The organism is Pantoea sp. ME81 (genome assembly GCF_903970985.1).
Lineage (GTDB): Bacteria > Pseudomonadota > Gammaproteobacteria > Enterobacterales > Enterobacteriaceae > Pantoea > Pantoea communis.
Genome location: NZ_CAJCKS010000106.1, coordinates 1 through 16,967, shown reverse-complemented (window position 1 = coordinate 16,967; position 16,967 = coordinate 1). Strand labels below are relative to the sequence as shown.

General features: G+C 58.1%; 16 protein-coding genes and 1 pseudogene. 2 read left to right on the top strand and 15 right to left on the bottom strand.

The genetic code is table 11. The features are described 5' to 3' along the window. Nucleotides 1-32: 32 nt before the first annotated feature. From H7A81_RS17925 to H7A81_RS17895, 7 genes and pseudogenes are all read right to left on the bottom strand, one after another. Nucleotides 33-896 (bottom strand): annotated as a pseudogene (locus tag H7A81_RS17925) (dihydroorotase family protein); the annotation flags it as partial. Continuing rightward, entirely contained in the window at nucleotides 896-1,822 is a 927-nt protein-coding gene (locus H7A81_RS17920) for an ABC transporter substrate-binding protein (protein WP_370529964.1), read from the bottom strand. The pseudogene H7A81_RS17925 and the gene H7A81_RS17920, both read right to left, overlap by 1 nt. Next, a complete protein-coding gene (locus tag H7A81_RS17915) occupies nucleotides 1,819-2,859 on the bottom strand; it encodes an alpha-hydroxy acid oxidase (RefSeq protein WP_182058273.1) in 1,041 nt (346 codons plus the stop codon). The genes H7A81_RS17920 and H7A81_RS17915 overlap by 4 nt, the downstream gene beginning before the upstream one ends. Continuing rightward, the gene (locus H7A81_RS17910; protein ID WP_058961135.1) at nucleotides 2,846-4,372 is read right to left on the bottom strand and encodes an amino acid ABC transporter permease/ATP-binding protein; all 1,527 of its coding nucleotides are present in this window, start codon (nucleotides 4,370-4,372) and stop codon (nucleotides 2,846-2,848) included. The genes H7A81_RS17915 and H7A81_RS17910 overlap by 14 nt, the downstream gene beginning before the upstream one ends. 76 nt (nucleotides 4,373-4,448) lie before the next feature. Next, complete coding sequence (locus H7A81_RS17905) at nucleotides 4,449-5,345, bottom strand: transporter substrate-binding domain-containing protein (protein WP_034827693.1); 897 nt, start codon at nucleotides 5,343-5,345, stop codon at nucleotides 4,449-4,451. 86 nt (nucleotides 5,346-5,431) lie between these two features. Beyond that, nucleotides 5,432-6,403 carry a D-2-hydroxyacid dehydrogenase gene (locus H7A81_RS17900; protein ID WP_182058272.1) on the bottom strand — a complete coding sequence of 324 codons (972 nt, stop codon included), beginning with the start codon at nucleotides 6,401-6,403 and terminating at the stop codon, nucleotides 5,432-5,434. Continuing rightward, a complete protein-coding gene (locus H7A81_RS17895) occupies nucleotides 6,403-6,795 on the bottom strand; it encodes a RidA family protein (RefSeq protein WP_038643895.1) in 393 nt (130 codons plus the stop codon). Before H7A81_RS17895 ends, H7A81_RS17900 begins: the two co-directional genes overlap by 1 nt. Before the next feature lie 342 nt (nucleotides 6,796-7,137). Between H7A81_RS17895 and glyQ the strand changes: the two genes are divergently transcribed. Together glyQ and glyS are read left to right on the top strand one after the other, a co-directional pair. Beyond that, complete coding sequence (glyQ, locus tag H7A81_RS17890) at nucleotides 7,138-8,049, top strand: glycine--tRNA ligase subunit alpha (RefSeq protein ID WP_034827699.1); 912 nt, start codon at nucleotides 7,138-7,140, stop codon at nucleotides 8,047-8,049. 9 nt (nucleotides 8,050-8,058) lie between these two features. Continuing rightward, nucleotides 8,059-10,128, top strand: a complete 2,070-nt coding sequence (glyS, locus tag H7A81_RS17885) for a glycine--tRNA ligase subunit beta (RefSeq protein ID WP_097118460.1) — start codon at nucleotides 8,059-8,061, stop codon at nucleotides 10,126-10,128. Nucleotides 10,129-10,178: 50 nt separating this feature from the next. On the opposite strand, the gene H7A81_RS17880 is transcribed toward glyS, so the two are convergent. The 8 genes from H7A81_RS17880 to H7A81_RS17845 form a co-directional block, all read right to left on the bottom strand. After that, nucleotides 10,179-10,469: a type II toxin-antitoxin system RelE/ParE family toxin gene (locus tag H7A81_RS17880; protein ID WP_160833336.1), complete on the bottom strand. Its 291-nt coding sequence runs from the start codon at nucleotides 10,467-10,469 to the stop codon at nucleotides 10,179-10,181. Continuing rightward, entirely contained in the window at nucleotides 10,435-10,719 is a 285-nt protein-coding gene (locus tag H7A81_RS17875) for a type II toxin-antitoxin system ParD family antitoxin (protein WP_058961180.1), read from the bottom strand. Before H7A81_RS17875 ends, H7A81_RS17880 begins: the two co-directional genes overlap by 35 nt. A 109-nt stretch (nucleotides 10,720-10,828) precedes the next feature. Continuing rightward, the gene (gene selB / locus H7A81_RS17870) at nucleotides 10,829-12,679 is read right to left on the bottom strand and encodes a selenocysteine-specific translation elongation factor (protein ID WP_182058271.1); all 1,851 of its coding nucleotides are present in this window, start codon (nucleotides 12,677-12,679) and stop codon (nucleotides 10,829-10,831) included. Further along, nucleotides 12,676-14,055: an L-seryl-tRNA(Sec) selenium transferase gene (selA, locus tag H7A81_RS17865; RefSeq protein ID WP_182058270.1), complete on the bottom strand. Its 1,380-nt coding sequence runs from the start codon at nucleotides 14,053-14,055 to the stop codon at nucleotides 12,676-12,678. Before selA ends, selB begins: the two co-directional genes overlap by 4 nt. 8 nt (nucleotides 14,056-14,063) lie before the next feature. Next, the gene (locus H7A81_RS17860; RefSeq protein ID WP_034827706.1) at nucleotides 14,064-14,675 is read right to left on the bottom strand and encodes a glutathione S-transferase; all 612 of its coding nucleotides are present in this window, start codon (nucleotides 14,673-14,675) and stop codon (nucleotides 14,064-14,066) included. Between the two features lie 129 nt (nucleotides 14,676-14,804). Then, the gene (gene fdhE, locus H7A81_RS17855) at nucleotides 14,805-15,731 is read right to left on the bottom strand and encodes a formate dehydrogenase accessory protein FdhE (protein WP_034827709.1); all 927 of its coding nucleotides are present in this window, start codon (nucleotides 15,729-15,731) and stop codon (nucleotides 14,805-14,807) included. Continuing rightward, nucleotides 15,731-16,372, bottom strand: a complete 642-nt coding sequence (fdoI, locus tag H7A81_RS17850; protein WP_034827952.1) for a formate dehydrogenase cytochrome b556 subunit — start codon at nucleotides 16,370-16,372, stop codon at nucleotides 15,731-15,733. The genes fdhE and fdoI overlap by 1 nt, the downstream gene beginning before the upstream one ends. Beyond that, nucleotides 16,372-16,967, bottom strand: a 596-nt coding sequence (locus H7A81_RS17845) for a formate dehydrogenase N subunit beta transmembrane domain-containing protein (RefSeq protein ID WP_182058269.1), incomplete at its 5' end; no start/stop codon positions are given. The genes fdoI and H7A81_RS17845, both read right to left, overlap by 1 nt.

Here is a 16,967-nt window from a genome sequence, read left to right as displayed (position 1 = left end):
GGACGTACACTCTTTCCCTACCCGCCGCTCTACCGAGCTTTCGGTCCGATGCGCACCAGGTCGTCTTCATCAAGAATCAGATAGTGCGGACAGGTTTCGAAGCTGGCGCGCACTTTGCTTTTGGCAGCGACGATGGCTTCGGCGGCGCGAGCGGAGCTGACGTGCACGATGTGGCAGCGTGCGCCGGTCTCTTCCGCCACCGCCAATACACGACCCACGGCTTCGATTTCGGCGATTTCTGGCCCGGCCAGCGCATGCGCGCGGGTATCTTTACGTCCGGCGCGGCGCAGTTCGCTGCCGGCACCGATCAGGATGTCGTGATTCTCGGCGTGGACGCCAATCAAACCGTCAAAGGTGGCCAGTTCACGCATCGCGCGCAGCAAGCCATCATCGTCGAGGCGCGGTAAGCCTTTCTCGTCAGTGGCTTCACCGTTCGGCGCGCCGCTGCACAGGAAAGCTTTGAACGCCAGTGCGCCCGCCTGATCCAGCGCCGCTAACTCGTGCACGTTGCGGCCATCCAGTCCGGCCCACATGGCGTAATCCACCGAGCAGTTGTCCGCCAGCCAGCGCTGCTTGGCGGTGAAGTTAGCGAGGCTGGTGGCGGGCGGCAGTGAGTGCGGCATCTCAACGATGGTGGTGACGCCGTGCGCAGCCGCACCACGCGTGCCTTCGCGCAGCTCCTGTTCAGGGAAATCGTGCGAGCCGGTGAAATGGGTATGCACATCAATCGCGCCGGGTACGATGATTAGCCCCTGCGCATCAATGATCTCATCGACGCCGTCAGCGAGGGCTCCCGGCATCAGCAGGCCGCTGATTTTGCCATTCTCAATCAGCACATCGGCGGGCGCGGCGCGGGTTTCTGTCACTACCAGGCCGTTGATAATTAATTGTTTCATCACTCTGCTCCTGCTTGCGTCACCAGTGCGCCATAGGGCAAGGGTTGAGAAGGATCCAGCCAGCCGATAGCGCCCAGCAGTTGGCTGAAGTGGTTAAATTCATCGGCTGGAATCAGGCCGCTGGTCGCGAAGACGTGCGCTTGCTGATACGCGGCTAAACCGGTGATCAGCGCATCAAGCGGATAATCGGGATAACAGTGCTGCACCTGTGCGGCCAGTGTTTCGGCATCATGCGTGGCGATCCACGCCAGTGCCTGTTCGATGGCGCGTGAGAAGGCCGCAAACGCAGCAGCTTTCTCCGTGAGGACATCGGTCCGGGCAATATAGGCGCTCCACGGCACCTTGCCGCACAGCAAAGCGAGGCTGCTGATGCTGCTTAATTGCCCGGCGGCAATCGCCGGTGCCAGCATATGCATGGCGTGCAGCGCATAGTCCGCTTCACCCCTTGCTACGGCCGCGAAATCCCGTGCCTGATCGCCACTACCGGCAATCAGCTCCACCTGATCCAACAAATCATGCTGGGACAGCAGCCAGCGGAAGGTCAGCGTAGCGGTGCCGACATTACCGACATCCAGCACGCGTTTACCGCGCAAATCACTGAGCTGAAAATCGGGCTGAGCCTGCACTGCCGCCAGAAACCACGGATTAGCGGCGACCGAGGCGCAAAAGCACTGCAACTCAGCGCCGTGCTGCTGGTAATGCTTCATCACCACCATCGGCCCGCCCAGCGTGAGATCCGCTTCGCGGCTCAACACAGCCGGCACTTGTCCGCCCTGCACGGTGTGCCCCCCCGATGCGCTGGTGGTGAAGGTGACCTGCAACTGCTCGGCGGCGAACAAGCCGAGGCTGTCGGCCAAATAGTGGGCGCAGTAATAGATGCGGGATTCGCTGGCATCGCCCTGATTGAAGATTAACCTGTGCATCATCCGCGCACCTCCGCAACAAAACTGCCGTTGAGCGCAGCCATGTCGCTGACGCCGCACCAGTGGCTAATGGCGGTGATTTCATTGATCCAGCCGGAGAGCAGATCGAACACCGCGCTTTCGCCACCTGCTACCAGGGCGCTGATGATCGGTCGCACGCTGAGTGACAGCGAGGCGCCGAGGCAACGTGCCACCACAGCATCGCTGCCGCAGCGCACGCCGCCATCCAGCAGCAGCGGCAGACGAGTGACCGCCTGTAAATCGGCGAGCTGATCGACCGGTGTGGCCCAGCGCGCGCTTTGGCGCAGGCCAATATTCGAGGCGATGATGCCGCTCACACCGTGCTGTGCCGCCGGTGCCGCATCGTCATGATGCAAAATGCCTTTTAGCCACAGCGGCAGTTGACGCGCAGCGCAGTGTGCGGCCACCTCGTCAATTTCCTGCCAGCGCCACACCGGAAAGGCCGGCAAGGGTTCAACGCCCGGTTGCATGCCGCCGACGGTGTGCCAGCCGCGCTGTTTGAGCGCTTCACCAATTGAGAAGCCGCCTGGCTGTAATCCCGGCACCGGATGCACCGGTGCCAGCACGGTGAGAACGATATTTTTGAATCCGGCTTGTGCAGCCTGATCGATCAAATCTTTGATACGCCCAACATCACCTGCCGCGCGTAGCTGAAGCCAGCAGCGGTCGTACTCCGCGCCAATCTGTTCCAGCGGCGTGACCGTCTCTTCGGAGATCACCAGCGGCAGTTGCAGACGTTTACAGGCGCGGGCAATCGGCAGCAATCCCTCTTCATGGAAGATGCGATCACCCGCAAAGGCACCGACGCCGAGCGGAGCTGACCAGCTTTGATTGAGGATGGTGGTCTGGGTGCTGATCGCCTCATTGCCCTGCAGTACACGCGGCAGCAAGCGAAAACGGCGCAGCGCCTGCTGGTTAGCATCCGGTTCGTCAGCGAGCGCATCGGCGGGCTGCCCCTGCATATAGCGGAACAGCGCATCGCCAAGACGTTCACGCGCCGCAAGATCATGCATTGGCATGCTGGGCCTCCGTGGCATTTTCATGTTCAAGGAAGGTGGCAAAAGCCGGCGTTTTGGGATTCTGCAAAATCGCCGGTGGCCCTTCTTCAATCAGCGCCCCGTTCTGCAGGAACACCACGCGATCGGCCACGCCCGCCGCGAAGGCAATGTCATGGGTACTGATAATCATGGTGATGCCGGTTTGCGCCAGGCTGCGCATGGTCTGGTTCACTTCACGCACCAGCTCAGGGTCGAGCGCCGAGGTCGGCTCATCGAACAGCAGGATTTGCGGTTCTGCTGCCAGCGCACGGGCGATGCCGACACGCTGTTTCTGGCCGCCGGACAGCTCATGCGGCAGTGAAGCGGCGAAGTCCTGCAATCCGACCATCTTCAGGGCGCGCATCGCTTTGGCGCGGGCGATTTCGGGTTGAGCACCCTGCACGCGCAGCAGAATGCTCATCACGTTTTCCAGCGCGGTGAGGTGATCGAACAGCGCGAAGTGCTGGAACACGATACCGATGCCGGATTTGGCGCGGTTAGCCGGCAGATGGCGGGCAGCCAGTGGGCGGCCGTTTTCATCGCTGCCCATAAAGTGGCCTTCGGTCTGAATGGTGCCGCTACTGCGTGGCGTCAGCGCCAGAATCGATTTCAGTAGGGTACTTTTACCGGAGCCGGAACGACCGAGCAGCACCACGACTTCGCCACGGCGTACAGTCAGCGACAGGGATTTCAGTACCGCTTTACCGGCGTATTCGACGCACAGGTTGTCCACTTCCAGCACCGGCGCGGCCGTTTGCGTATCCCAGCGACGTTTCGGCAACTGCATCGACATCACGTCCGCTTCTGGCGGCAGTTTTGCCAGGCGCGCACGGGCACGGCGGGCACGTTCGTCGAGATTATAGAACTTCTCCAGCCACCACTGACCACCCGCCAGCAGCGTAGAGAGAATCAGGTAAATACCGCCCGAGGCCACCAGCACCGGAATGAACAGGAAGTTCTGCGACACGATGGCCTGGCCGCGCATTGTTAGCTCATTCACGCCTACGACCGATGCCAGCGAGGTAGATTTCAGCAGGCCGACGGTTTCATTGCCCATGGTCGGCAGAATGGCGCGCAGTGCCTGCGGAATCACCACGTGGATCATCTCTTTGGTGCGCGAATAGCCAAAGGCCTGCGCAGCCATGCTCTGATCGCGATCGGTGGCCATAATGCCGCCGCGAATAATCTCGGCGCAGAAGGCGGTTTCGTTGATCATCAACGCCAACAGGGCGCTGGTGAACGGGCTGAAACGCAGGCCGAACTCTGGCAGTACGTTGTAGAGCAGAATCAGTTGCAGCAGCACCGGCGTGCCGCGCAGCAGATAGATGTACGTTTTCACCGGCACACGGATAAACCAGTGCTTTGAGGTGCTGGCCAACGCCAGGAAAAAGCCAATCAGGATGCCGCCCGCTAATGCGCCTACCAGCAGCTGAACAGCGATGACGGCCCCTTCCCACAGGTAAGGGAAGGTCAGGTACTTAAGAAAATCATCCAAGGCGTTATCTCCCTCAATGCGATCGCTTGGGTTGCCCGTGAAGCAGCAACCCAATTGATCCGACTGAGTTTATGCATTAACCACGTGCAACAACCGGGCGTTCAGCCGCGCTGCCCTGACCCCAGTAATCCAGCAATTTCTTCTGCGCACCGCTCTCCTGAATCACCTTCATTGCATCCATCACTGCACTGCGCAGCGTGGTGTTGTCTTTGGCGATGGGGAAGCCAACCATGATCGGCAGGTCAACGGTAAAGCCGCTTTCCAGCGTTTTGTCAGCTTTGGCGATGGCGATGGCGGATCCGGCTTCAGTCAGATAGATGTCGGCGCGACCGCTTTTCACCGCCTGAATACTGTTGTCAGTGTTCTGCACCATCAGCATGCTGACTTCTGGCTTACCAGCGGCGGTGCATTTGGCGCTCTGCTCGGGCACTAACTTGTTGGCTTCGTAAGAACCGGCAGCGGCGGCCACGGTTTTGCCGCACAGGTCATCAACGGTGGTGATTTTCTTTGGATTGCCCTTCGCCAGAATCGAGCCATCCTGCACCTGCATGGAGGCGACAAAAGCGATCTGCTTCAGACGTTCATCGGTGACATACAGCATCGGACCGATATCGGCACGACCGCTGGAGATGGAGGTCAGCAGCACGTTGAACGAACCGGTCTGATAACTGTGTTTTGCCCCAAGGCAGCTGCTGATACGTTCGAACAGCGAAGGATCGAGACCTTCAATAATGCTTGGGTCTTTTTCGGAAGGGGCTTCGAAGCCTTTGGTGTAGCCACCCAGGCCTACCACCAGATCTTTGCCTTTGAGTGACGGGTATTTGGTCTGCAGCGCCTTGCACTGCGCCATCGCCGCAAAATCGCTGGCGGTTGGCGTAATCGGGTCGGTGCTGGCGGCATGGGCGCTGGAGAGGCCCGCTAACAGCGTGCCGGTGATGCCAGAGATCAGTAATGCGATGCGTGCAAATTTCATAATAAGGTTCCCCTGGTGCTGGTGAATGTGTAAGCGATGACCTTGTGTTTTATGAACGTCTTACGGCTTTTATCGGTACTGCGACTTCAATAACCTCTTGCAACATCAACCTGGTTGCGCAGCGGATGGCCACTGCGGAAACGCACCAGGTTATCGATAAACACCTCAAGGCAGCCCTCAAGGTAGGCACTGTGATCGTCCAGACTGCAGTGCGGTGTCATCACCACGCCCGGCGTGCTCCACAGCGCATCGTCTACTGGCAGCGGCTCTTGCGGATAAACATCCAGAACCGCACCGGCCAGTTCACCGGCGCACAGTTTTTCGCGCATCGCGGTGTAGTCGAACACGGCGGCACGACCGACAATCACGATGCCGGCGCGGGCAGGCAACAGATCGAGACGGCGACGGTCAAACAACTTGTCTGTCTGGGGCGTGAGCGGCAGCGTTGAGACCAGGACATCCACCTGCGGCAGAACATCGTCCATCGCATCAATGCGAATACAACGCGCTACGTCGGCATCACACTGGCCGCTGCGCGTCACACCAATCACACGGTAGCCCTGCGCGGTCAGCAGTTTCGCCGCTGCGGCACCGATACCGCCGACGCCGAGCAGCAAGACCGTTTTGCCACGCGCGCAGCCGCCGAAGGTGGGGCGCCACAGGCGCTGAGCCTGATCCTGCAGAAAACCCGGAATGCCAAAGTTGAACATCAACGCCGCCATCAGAATGAACTCGGCGCCTTTATCGCCGTGCACGCCGGACGCATTGGTCAGCGTCACGCCCTCCGGCAGATGTGCCAGCCACTGCTCGACGCCGGCGGACATCACCTGCACCCAGCCGAGACGTGGTGCGCTGAAGGTATCGAGCGCCAGCTTGCGTCCGCTCCACAAAATGTCGCTGGTGGCGAGGAAATCTGCGGTATGCGCGGCTTGGCTGTTTTCGCTCAGGGTAAAGTGACCGCGCAGTTGCGGATGGGCATCCAACAGCTGTTGCAGGTGCTGCGGGGTCAGATGTAATGCCTGCGGGGCGCTGGCGTCGTTTTCGATATGAATATGCATCAGCGCATCGCCGTGACTTCCATCTCGACCAGCAGGTCAGGATGGTTGAGTTGAATACCGACGGTGGCGCGCGCCGGGAAGGGGAACTGGAAGAACTCGCTATACGCCGCGTTCATCTCACTGAAGGTGCTGAGGTCGGTGAGATAGATCGTCACGCGCACCACGTTATCGAAGGTCATCTGCGCTTCGCTCAATAGATCGCCGACGTTTTTCAACACCTGGCGGGTCTGGCTGGCGATGTCATTGCCCTTGATCTCACCGCTGTAGGGGTCAATCGCCACCTGGCCGGAGATAAACAGCATCGGTTCGTGCAGTACGGCGGCGGAAAGCGGAGCCGGGCCCATTGGGCGGTCACTGGCGTTCATTCCTGGATAAGCAATCGCGGTCTTCATGGTGAAATTCCAAGCAAAACTGTTTCACCGCAATTTCGTATACGATTATACAAGTGTCAATGCGCGATTTTTGACCATTGGGTCGAAAAGGTGATGCCTGTCACGTAATAGGATTTGATTATAGCGTGGTTAATTTTATGAAAATTAAGGATTAAGTTGGGGTGTGATGCATTAGCGGAGGAGTTAGAATGAATCGTATACGATTTTCTTATCTCAAGGTTTTAGCCGGTTAAACCGTGGCAAAACCACTCCCCGGCGCGCCAGGATTTCCGGCTGCACAATCCGCGGTCAAAGGGTATACTGTCGCACTCTTTTTTAATCGACCCTTATCGCGTACTCAACATGCAAAAGTTTGATACCAAGACCTTTCAGGGCCTGATCCTGACCTTGCAGGATTACTGGGCGCGTCAGGGCTGCACCATCGTCCAGCCGCTGGACATGGAAGTGGGCGCTGGCACTTCACACCCAATGACCTGCCTGCGCGCCATTGGCCCAGAGCCGATGGCTACCGCCTATGTGCAGCCTTCACGCCGTCCTACCGATGGTCGCTACGGTGAAAACCCGAACCGTTTACAGCACTACTATCAGTTCCAGGTGATGATCAAACCTAACCCGGACAATCTGCAGGAGCTGTACCTGGGTTCACTGCAAGAGCTGGGCCTGGATCCGACCGTACACGATATTCGCTTCGTGGAAGATAACTGGGAAAACCCTACGCTGGGTGCCTGGGGACTGGGTTGGGAAGTGTGGCTCAACGGCATGGAAGTGACGCAGTTCACTTACTTCCAGCAGGTGGGCGGCATGGAGTGTAAGCCAGTGACGGGTGAGATCACTTACGGACTTGAGCGCCTGGCGATGTATATCCAGGGCGTCGACAGTGTTTACGATCTGGTGTGGAGCGACGGCCCATTTGGCCAAACTACCTACGGTGAAGTGTTCCATCAGAACGAAGTCGAACAGTCGACCTACAACTTTGAATACGCGGATGTGGACTTCCTGTTCTCCTGCTTCGAGCAGTACGAGAAAGAAGCGCAGCAGCTGCTGGCGCTGGAAAAACCCCTGCCGTTGCCAGCTTATGAGCGCATCCTGAAAGCGGCACACAGCTTTAACCTGCTGGATGCACGCAAGGCGATCTCAGTAACCGAGCGTCAGCGCTATATCCTGCGTATCCGCACCCTGACGAAAGCCGTGGCGGAAGCCTATTACGCGTCTCGTGAGGCGCTCGGTTTCCCCATGTGCAATAAAAACAAGTAAGAGGCAGCCATGACCGATAAAACTTTCCTGGTGGAAATTGGCACCGAAGAGTTGCCTCCGAAAGCCCTGCGTAGCCTGGCAGAAGCCTTTGCTGCGCACTTTACCGCAGAACTGGACAGCGCCGGTTTAGCACATGGCGAGGTGAGCTGGTTTGCCTCTCCACGCCGTCTGGCGCTGAAAGTGGCCCAATTGGCCACAGCGCAGGCCGATCGTGAAGTGGAAAAACGTGGCCCAGCGATTGCTGCTGCGTTTGATGCCGATGGCAATGCCACCAAAGCAGCCGAAGGTTGGGCGCGCGGTAACGGCATCACCGTGGATCAGGCTGAGCGTCTGAGCACGGATAAAGGCGAATGGCTGGTGCATCGCGCCTCGGTGAAAGGCGAGAGTGCTCAGGCACTGCTGCCCGCGATGGTGGCAACCGCACTAAGCAAGCTGCCGATTCCAAAACTGATGCGCTGGGGCGCAAGCGACGTGCAGTTTGTCCGTCCGGTACATACTGTGACGCTGCTGTTGGGCGATGAGCTGATCCCGGCGACGATTCTCGGTATTCAGTCCGATCGCGTGATTCGCGGCCACCGCTTTATGGGCGAGTCAGAGTTCACACTCGACAACGCCGATCAGTATCCGCAATTGCTGCTGGAGCGCGGCAAAGTGGTGGCTGATTTTGCGACCCGTAAAGCCAAAATCAAAGCGGATGCGGAAGCGGCGGCGCAGCAGTTGGGCGGTATCGCCGATCTGAGCGACAGCTTGCTGGAAGAAGTGGCCTCGCTGGTGGAGTGGCCAGTGGTGCTCACCGCGAAATTCGAAGAGAAGTTCCTCGCGGTGCCTGCTGAAGCGCTGGTTTACACCATGAAGGGCGACCAGAAGTACTTCCCGGTGTACTCCGCTGACGGTAAATTGCTGCCAAACTTTATCTTCGTCACCAACATCGAATCCAAAGACCCGCAGCAAATCATCTCCGGTAACGAAAAGGTCGTGCGCCCGCGTCTGGCCGATGCCGAGTTCTTCTTCAACACTGACCGTAAAAAGCGTCTTGAAGATAATCTGCCGCGTCTGGAAACCGTATTGTTCCAGAAAGAGCTGGGTACGCTGCGTGACAAAACGGACCGCATTCAGGCGCTGGCCGGCTGGATCGCAGCCCAGATTGGTGCAGATGTGAACCACGCCACCCGCGCGGGCCTGCTGTCGAAGTGTGACCTGATGACCAACATGGTCTTCGAGTTCACCGATACGCAGGGCGTGATGGGCATGCACTATGCACGTCATGATGGCGAAGCCGAAGATGTCGCGGTGGCGCTGAACGAGCAGTATCAGCCGCGCTTTGCCGGTGATGCACTGCCATCGAACCTCGTGGCTTGTGCTGTCGCGATTGCCGACAAGATGGATACCCTTGCGGGCATCTTCGGCATTGGTCAGCATCCAAAAGGCGATAAAGACCCGTTCGCACTGCGCCGTGCTGCGCTGGGCGTGCTGCGTATTATCGTTGAGAAGAACCTGCCACTCGATCTGCAAACGCTGACCGAAGAAGCGGTGCGTCTCTACGGCAGCAAGCTGAGCAACGGCAAAGTGGTGGATGAAGTGATCGACTTCATGCTGGGTCGTTTCCGTACCTGGTATCAGGAAGAGGGCCACAGCGTCGACACCATTCAGGCCGTGCTGGCACGTCGTCCAACCCGCCCGGCGGACTTCGATGCGCGCATGAAAGCGGTTTCCCACTTCCGTACGCTGGAAGCGGCATCGTCGCTGGCTGCGGCCAACAAGCGTGTGTCCAACATCCTGGCGAAAGCCACCGAAACCCTCAACGACAGCGTGCAGGCATCGTTGCTGAAAGAAAACGCCGAGATCCAGCTGGCGACTTTCGTGACGGCACTAGGCGACAAGTTGCAGCCGTACTTCGCGGAAGGCCGCTATCAGGATGCGCTGGTGGAGCTGGCACAATTGCGTGAAGCGGTCGATAACTTCTTCGATAACGTGATGGTTAACGCCGATGAAGCGGAAGTGCGTATTAACCGCCTGACGCTGCTGGCGCAACTGCGCGCGCTGTTCCTGCAGGTGGCGGATATCTCTCTGCTGCAGTAACTGATGTGTTGAAGTGAGCCGAAGGGACGAGAAATCGTCCCTTTTTGTTTTTAAAATTCGGCGCTGACTTCCTGGGAGTGGTGCAAGATGCGCCCAATAAAGATCTCATCAACCTCAGCACGGTAAATCACAATGTGCTGACCGAAGGAAAGTGAATAGATTTGATAGCCTAAATCAGGCCGTTTTCGCCCTAAGTCGAACAGGGCAATTTTATCGAAGAGCTGGGAAAATTTAAGGTTGTAAGCGTCTGCGAGTTGCTCCCCAAAATTCCAGTATCCGTAAATCCAGATTTTCATCAGATCGGCATCAGCTTCCGGTTTTATCGTGATCTTCCTTTTCATAAATGCCCACCCTGGCTTTTGCTCGTCTCAGAAAATCTTCATGGTCCCACTCTTTACCAGGACCGCTCTCGAATCCTTGTCTTACCAATTCTTTTAGCGCCTCCAGCTTCGACGCCGCCTGCTTCTCACGCAGTAAACGCAGCGAGTCTCGCACCACCTCGCTTTGAGTACGGTAGTCACCGGACGCCACCAGAGATTCAACAAACTCGCGCAGTTCATCACCTAAATCGATTGTCATGGTACGTGCCATCATTGTGCCCCAATGTAAGAAATATTCTTACATCCTGGCACATTTTTGAGCAATGCGGAATCGGCGTTGCAGCGCAGTTACAGCGACAACTGCGAAGCAACGCGAAGGATTAAGCGCTGGTGTCGAACAGGCGGGCATCGCGCAACAGGTGATCGTTGCCACGACGGCGGGTGAAACCGCTGCGGTCGAAGAATTCCAGAATCTGTACCGCGATTTTACGCCCGGTACCGAGCTGATTGCGGAAATCGGCGGCGCTGGTGCTGCCACCGTTGGCGTCACGCTGGCGAATCAGATCGGCGAAGATCTGGATCTGGTCGCTGCGGTAATAGCGATCGCGCACGATCGCCGTGATATGACCGAGGCGCGCGGCGGAGAGCAGCAGGCTGCGAATGGTTTCTTCATCTTGCTGGGTGGCCAGTGCGATGTCGCGTACCCATAGCGGCTGGTCACTGAACAGTGGGCCGACCTGCTGCCACAGCGCTTCTTCCTGGGGATTGAAGCGCGGTTTGAAATCAGGCAAATGCAACCAGCCTTGCCGGTGCTGCAACTGGCCTTGTGAAAGCAGCCGATCGGTCAATGCGATAACCTGTTCCGGCGGCTGGTGGGGGAGAGCCACGCGACGCAAGCGATCGCGACCAATGCCCGGCACTTCAGGGTGCTGCTGATGAAACGCGGTGAGCGCTTCCAGCAGTCGCTGCTGCCAGTCATTGGCCTGTTCCACAGCCATGATGGCGCTGCCGAGTCGCACGGGTGCCACCTTGTCCAGCAGGTTGTTGAGTGCATCGTCACTCAGCTGGCGTGCCCAACTCAGCTCGGCCATGTCGACGGGTTGCTGTGCCAGGTGCGCCTGCAGACTCTCCTCATCGGCTTCCGCCGCCGCCAGCTGTAGCAGCCAGTCAAGATAATCAGGATGGCGCTTGCCACGTTTCTTGCTGTTCAGCAGCAGCACCCGTCCGCCACCGAGCGTGAGCTGTGCATTGCTGTCGCGGATAATCAGCCGATCGTTTTCCGCCAGCCACAGCGGCTCGTTGAGCACCAGCTCCGCCAGTTCGCCCGCAATCAGGTTCAGTCGGCCAGTCACATGACTGGCGGCATGGTGAAGATGTACCGGCTGCGAGGGATTTCTTAACGGCTGTAGCAAACGCAGCGCCACGATCAATCGCTGGGTGCCCGAGGGTTGCGGTTGTGCCAGCAGCCAGTCACCGCGCGCAATCTGGTCTTTCTCCACATCGCCGACGATATTCAGCGCGATACGTTCTCCAGCCTGCGCACGCGTCACCGACTGATTCTGCGCATGCAGCGAACGCACGCGTACGGGTAGATTGAGGCGGCTGAGCCACAACGTATCGCCCACGCTGACTTCACCCGAAAGAGCGGTGCCGGTAACCACTAATCCGCTGCCTTTCAGGGTAAACGCGCGATCAATGGCGAGGCGGAAGCGGCGACCCATATCGACATCCGGTGCGCGTAGTTCACTCAAGTGCTGGCGCAGCGCGTCGATGCCTTGCTGGGTGGTACTGCTGGTGACAAATTGCGGTACTGCCAGCCAGCCCAGTTGCTGCGTCAACTCCGCCACCTGATGCTGCACTTCAGCGATACGGACGGCGTCGACGCGATCCGCTTTGGTCAACGCCACGCTAAGCGGGGGTTGCCCGACCAGGCTTAGCAGTTGCAGATGCTCACGCGTTTGCGGCATCACACCGTCGTCGCACGCTACCACCAGCAGTGCATGATGAATACCGCCGATGCCCGCCAGCATATTGGCGAGGAATTTCTCGTGTCCTGGTACATCGATAAAGCCCACAACGCGGCCATCCGGTTGCGGCCAGTAGGCATAGCCAAGATCGATGGTCATGCCGCGCCGTTTCTCCTCAGGCAGGCGATCGGCATCGACACCGGTTAACGCCTGTAGCAGTGCGGTTTTACCGTGATCGACGTGTCCAGCGGTGGCGATAATCATGTGGTTAAGGTCCGTATCAGCGCCGCTTCATCTTCAAGGCAGCGTAAATCCAGCCACAGTCTTCCTTCCTGGATGCGGCCAATCACCGGTTGTGATAATGCACGCCAGCGCTGCGCCAGTGCATCCAGCGAGCTGCCGTGAGATTCACGTGGGCTAAACGTGATGGCAAAACTCGGTAAGCGCTCAACGGGTAATGAACCGCTGCCGATTTGCGACGAACAGGCGGCGATATTAAGGGAAAAATCAGCGCCATAGGCGTGTTCCAGCGCAGGCATCAGCCGTTCGGCCTGCTGCAAAATCTCGTGTGACGATCGCGTCAACAAGCGCAGGGTGGGCAGCGCTTCGCGCAACGTTTCCGGCTGGCAGTAAAGCTGCAAGGTGGCTTCCAGCGCGGCCAGCGTCATTTTATCCACGCGCAAAGCACGCTTGAGCGGATGCTGTTGCAGCCGATCGATAAGCGCCTGTTTGCCGACGATAATCCCTGCTTGCGGGCCGCCCAGTAGTTTATCGCCGGAAAAACTCACCAGATCCACACCGGCGGCAATCAGCTGTTGCGGCATCGGCTCGGCGGGCAAATTAAAAGCGGTCATGTCGATGAGCGAACCGCTGCCTAAATCAGTGATCACCGGCAGCTGATGTTGCGCCGCCAACGCCACCAGCTCGGCTTCCGCTACCGCATGGGTGAAGCCCTGAATCTGGTAGTTGCTGGTATGCACCTTCATCAACAAACCGGTGTTGTCGCTGATGCCAGCACCATAATCTTTCAGATGGGTACGATTAGTGGTGCCGACTTCAACCAGCTGGCAGCCCGCCTGGCGCATCACATCGGGGATGCGGAATGCGCCGCCGATTTCGACCAGCTCACCGCGTGAGACAATCACTTCGCGACCTGGCGCCAGTGCTGCCAGCATCAGCAACACGGCGGCGGCATTGTTGTTCACGATACAGGCCGCTTCAGCCCCCGTCAGTTCACACAGCAGCGCACTTACCGCACGATCGCGATGGCCACGTGACGCATCATCCAGCGCATATTCCAGCGTGACCGGCTGGCGCAAACAGGCTGTGACCGCCTCAATTGCGCTATCGCTTAACTGCGCACGGCCCAGGTTGGTGTGCAGCACCGTGCCGGTGAGATTGAACACCGGACGCAGCGCGCTTTGTTGCTGCTGTTGCGCGCGGCGCTGCGCTTCCTCTGGCCAGTTAAGATGCCAGCCGGGTAAAGTTTGATGCTGTTGAATATGCGTGCGTGCTTCTTGCTGCATGGCGCGCAGCTGGCGGGTGGTAAACGCGGTGCCCGTCTGCAGCAGCAGCGGCTGCATCGCGGGATCGCGCAGCAGGCTGTCGATAGCAGGCAGTTGTGAATACAGTGTTTTCATCGGGTGGCTTAGCTGGAAGGCGGAACGGTGCGGGCAAAACTCTCCCGCGCAAACAACGTATCGGCCAGTTTGATCAACGCCGGGCGATTCACGCACCAGTTAGGCAGCACGCGGCGGAAGTTGAGATAACCAATCATGCAGCCGGTGGCGATATCGGCCAGATTGAGCGTACCGCTATTTAACAGTTCACCCTGGGCCGCCGCCGTTTCCAGCGCATCCAACCCACGCAAAATTTTCTCGCGATTACGCATTAGCACTTCTTCGGACTGTTGATCGCCGGGGCGCATCTGTTCGCGCACAATCATCACGGCGGCATCGTTGATGCCATCGGCGAGCTTTTCCAGTTGGCGCACTTGCAGAGCGAGCAGGGCGTCATCCGGCAACAGAGCAGGGGCGTCACCGCGTAGCTCAATGACCTGGGCGATAATCGAAGAATCAAACCAGGTGAGATGGTTATCGTCTACCAGTGCAGGCACTTTGCCCAGCGGGTTATAGTGCGGCACGTGGCTGTCTTCCACCCAAGGCGACTGGTTAACAAATTCGAACACCAGGCCTTTTTCCAACAGGATCACTGAAATTTTGCGGACAAAAGGGCTGGTGTAGCTGCCAATCAGTTTCATCAGGTGTTTCCTTTGCGACAGTGATAGGTACACAAATTGTAGCGGCGCGATTTATTGCACGTTGTTGTCTGGCTCAAAAACAGCGCGATAAATCGTGCCGAGACAGTTCGTAGGAAAGCGGCAATTTGCTCAATCCCCAGGAAACATAAACGGATTCAGGCTGCTGCGCGCAAAGCCTTCCTGCTCCATACGCGCATCCAGTACCAGCGAGGCCAAGTCATCGGCCACCGGTTCCACCGCCGGATCCTTCTCCTGATACAACATCTTCAGATAGGTGCCGCAGTCACCACAGCTTTCGGCTTTCACTGCGGCTCTTTCGCTGTCGAGTGACCAATAGTGCAGGTCGCGCGTTTGCTCGCAGTTGGAGCACTTACTGCGCACCACATACCATTCACTTTCACACAGATTACAGTGTAGATAACGTAGCCCCTGCTGGCCCACATCCATATGCACCACGCTGGTCACCGGCACGCTGGCGCACACCGGGCAGAACTGGCGATGCTCGCCGTATTCTGCGCGGGCTTTGCCAGGGATCAGCGCTGCCATTTGCGCCCAATAGATCGAAAGCGCTGCCCAAATAAACGGGGCTTTATCGCTGCTGACCTGCGCAAAATCACCCTCCAGTAGCGCACTGGCCAGGCCTTCCAGCTCGGAAGAAGAGGCTTTTTCCAGGTTCTCCAGCACCGCCAATGCCTGGCCGCTCATCTCGGGCTTCAGCTCGGCAATCAGCGAATGCAGCAGACGCTGCCAGTGGGCATCGCGGGGATAGGTGTGAATATCGAGCGGCGGCTTGCCCTGTTCGGCGCTTTCGGCCAAACGCTGGCGCAAATCGAGTTGCAGCGGATGATCGTACAGCACGATGTCTTGCGCCTGCGCGATCACGGCAGCAAAGCGCAGATAATCGCCCAGCGGATTCTTCGCGGCCAGCTCACGTAAACGCGCTGCACGGCGGCTGTACAGATTTTTCAGCCGAGGGAAAAGCAGCGGCGGAACCTGTTCCGCCGTGTTTTTTTCGCCTTTCTCCAGCTGGTCCTGCGGGATAATGCGAATACTCATCAGGGACGTTTTTCCTGTTGTGTTTGGCGTTGGCGCTGCTCACGATACCAGCGTGGATGATGTTTCTTCGCCCACGCGGCCGGCACCCAGCCCTCAACCATGGCAGTAATGGTGCCTTTGACCCACAGGGCCGCGTAGATATGCACCATGATCACCACGATCAATGCCACAGCTGAGACCGAATGCACCACCAAAGCGGCTCGAATCAGCGGAATCGCAAAGGCGCCTGCAAAGTAAGGACGCCAGATAACCACTCCGCTCGCCAGCAGCAAGACTAAGCTGATGATAGCAGCCCAGAACACACACTTCTGCCCGAAGTTGTATTTGCCGGTATCACCCACCTCTTCATTGCGTACGATCTTATTGATGTTTTTCGCCCAGATCAGGTCTTCGCGATTGATCAGATTCTGTTTCCAGTAGCGCAAAAACATGATCAGAAAAGCAGCAAACATCACCACGCCGACAAAGGGATGCAGGATGCGCGCCAGTTGTGGCGTGCCCAAAACGTGCATCAGCCAGTTAAAGGAGGGAAAGAAGAAACCCAGCCCGCTCAGGGCTGCCAGAACAAAACAGAACGCCACAATCCAATGATTGATGCGTTCCGGTGCGCTGTAGCGCACCAGACGATCGCGCTTTTTCATCATTCGCGCTCCTCTTTTTCGTGCAGGTTCTCGTCCTCATCCTCTTCCACCCGGTTCGGCCCGACGCCGACATAGTGGAATACCGAGGCAGCGAAGGTGGCGGCGAAACCGATGGCCGCCAGCGGTTTCCAGATACCTTTCCAGAAGGTGACCGCCGGACTGATGCTCGGGTTTTCTGGCAAACCGTGATACAGCTGCGGTTTATCAGCATGATGCAGCACGTACATGACATGCGTGCCGCCGACGCCTTCCGGATCGTACAAGCCCGCATTCTCATAGCCGCGCGTATTCAGCTCCGCCACGCGTTCTGCCGCCAGCGCCTGCATATCGGTTTTGCTACCAAAATGAATCGCGCCGGTCGGACAGGTTTTCACACAGGCGGGTTCCTGACCGACATTGACACGATCGACGCACAGTGTGCATTTATACACGCGGTTGTCGTCTTTATTCAGGCGCGGCACGTCGAACGGACAGCCGGCAATGCAGTAGCCGCAGCCAATGCACTGCTCGGACTGAAAATCGACGATGCCGTTGGCGTACTGAATAATCGCACCTTCGGACGGACAGGCTTTCAGGCAGCCAGGATCGGCGCAGT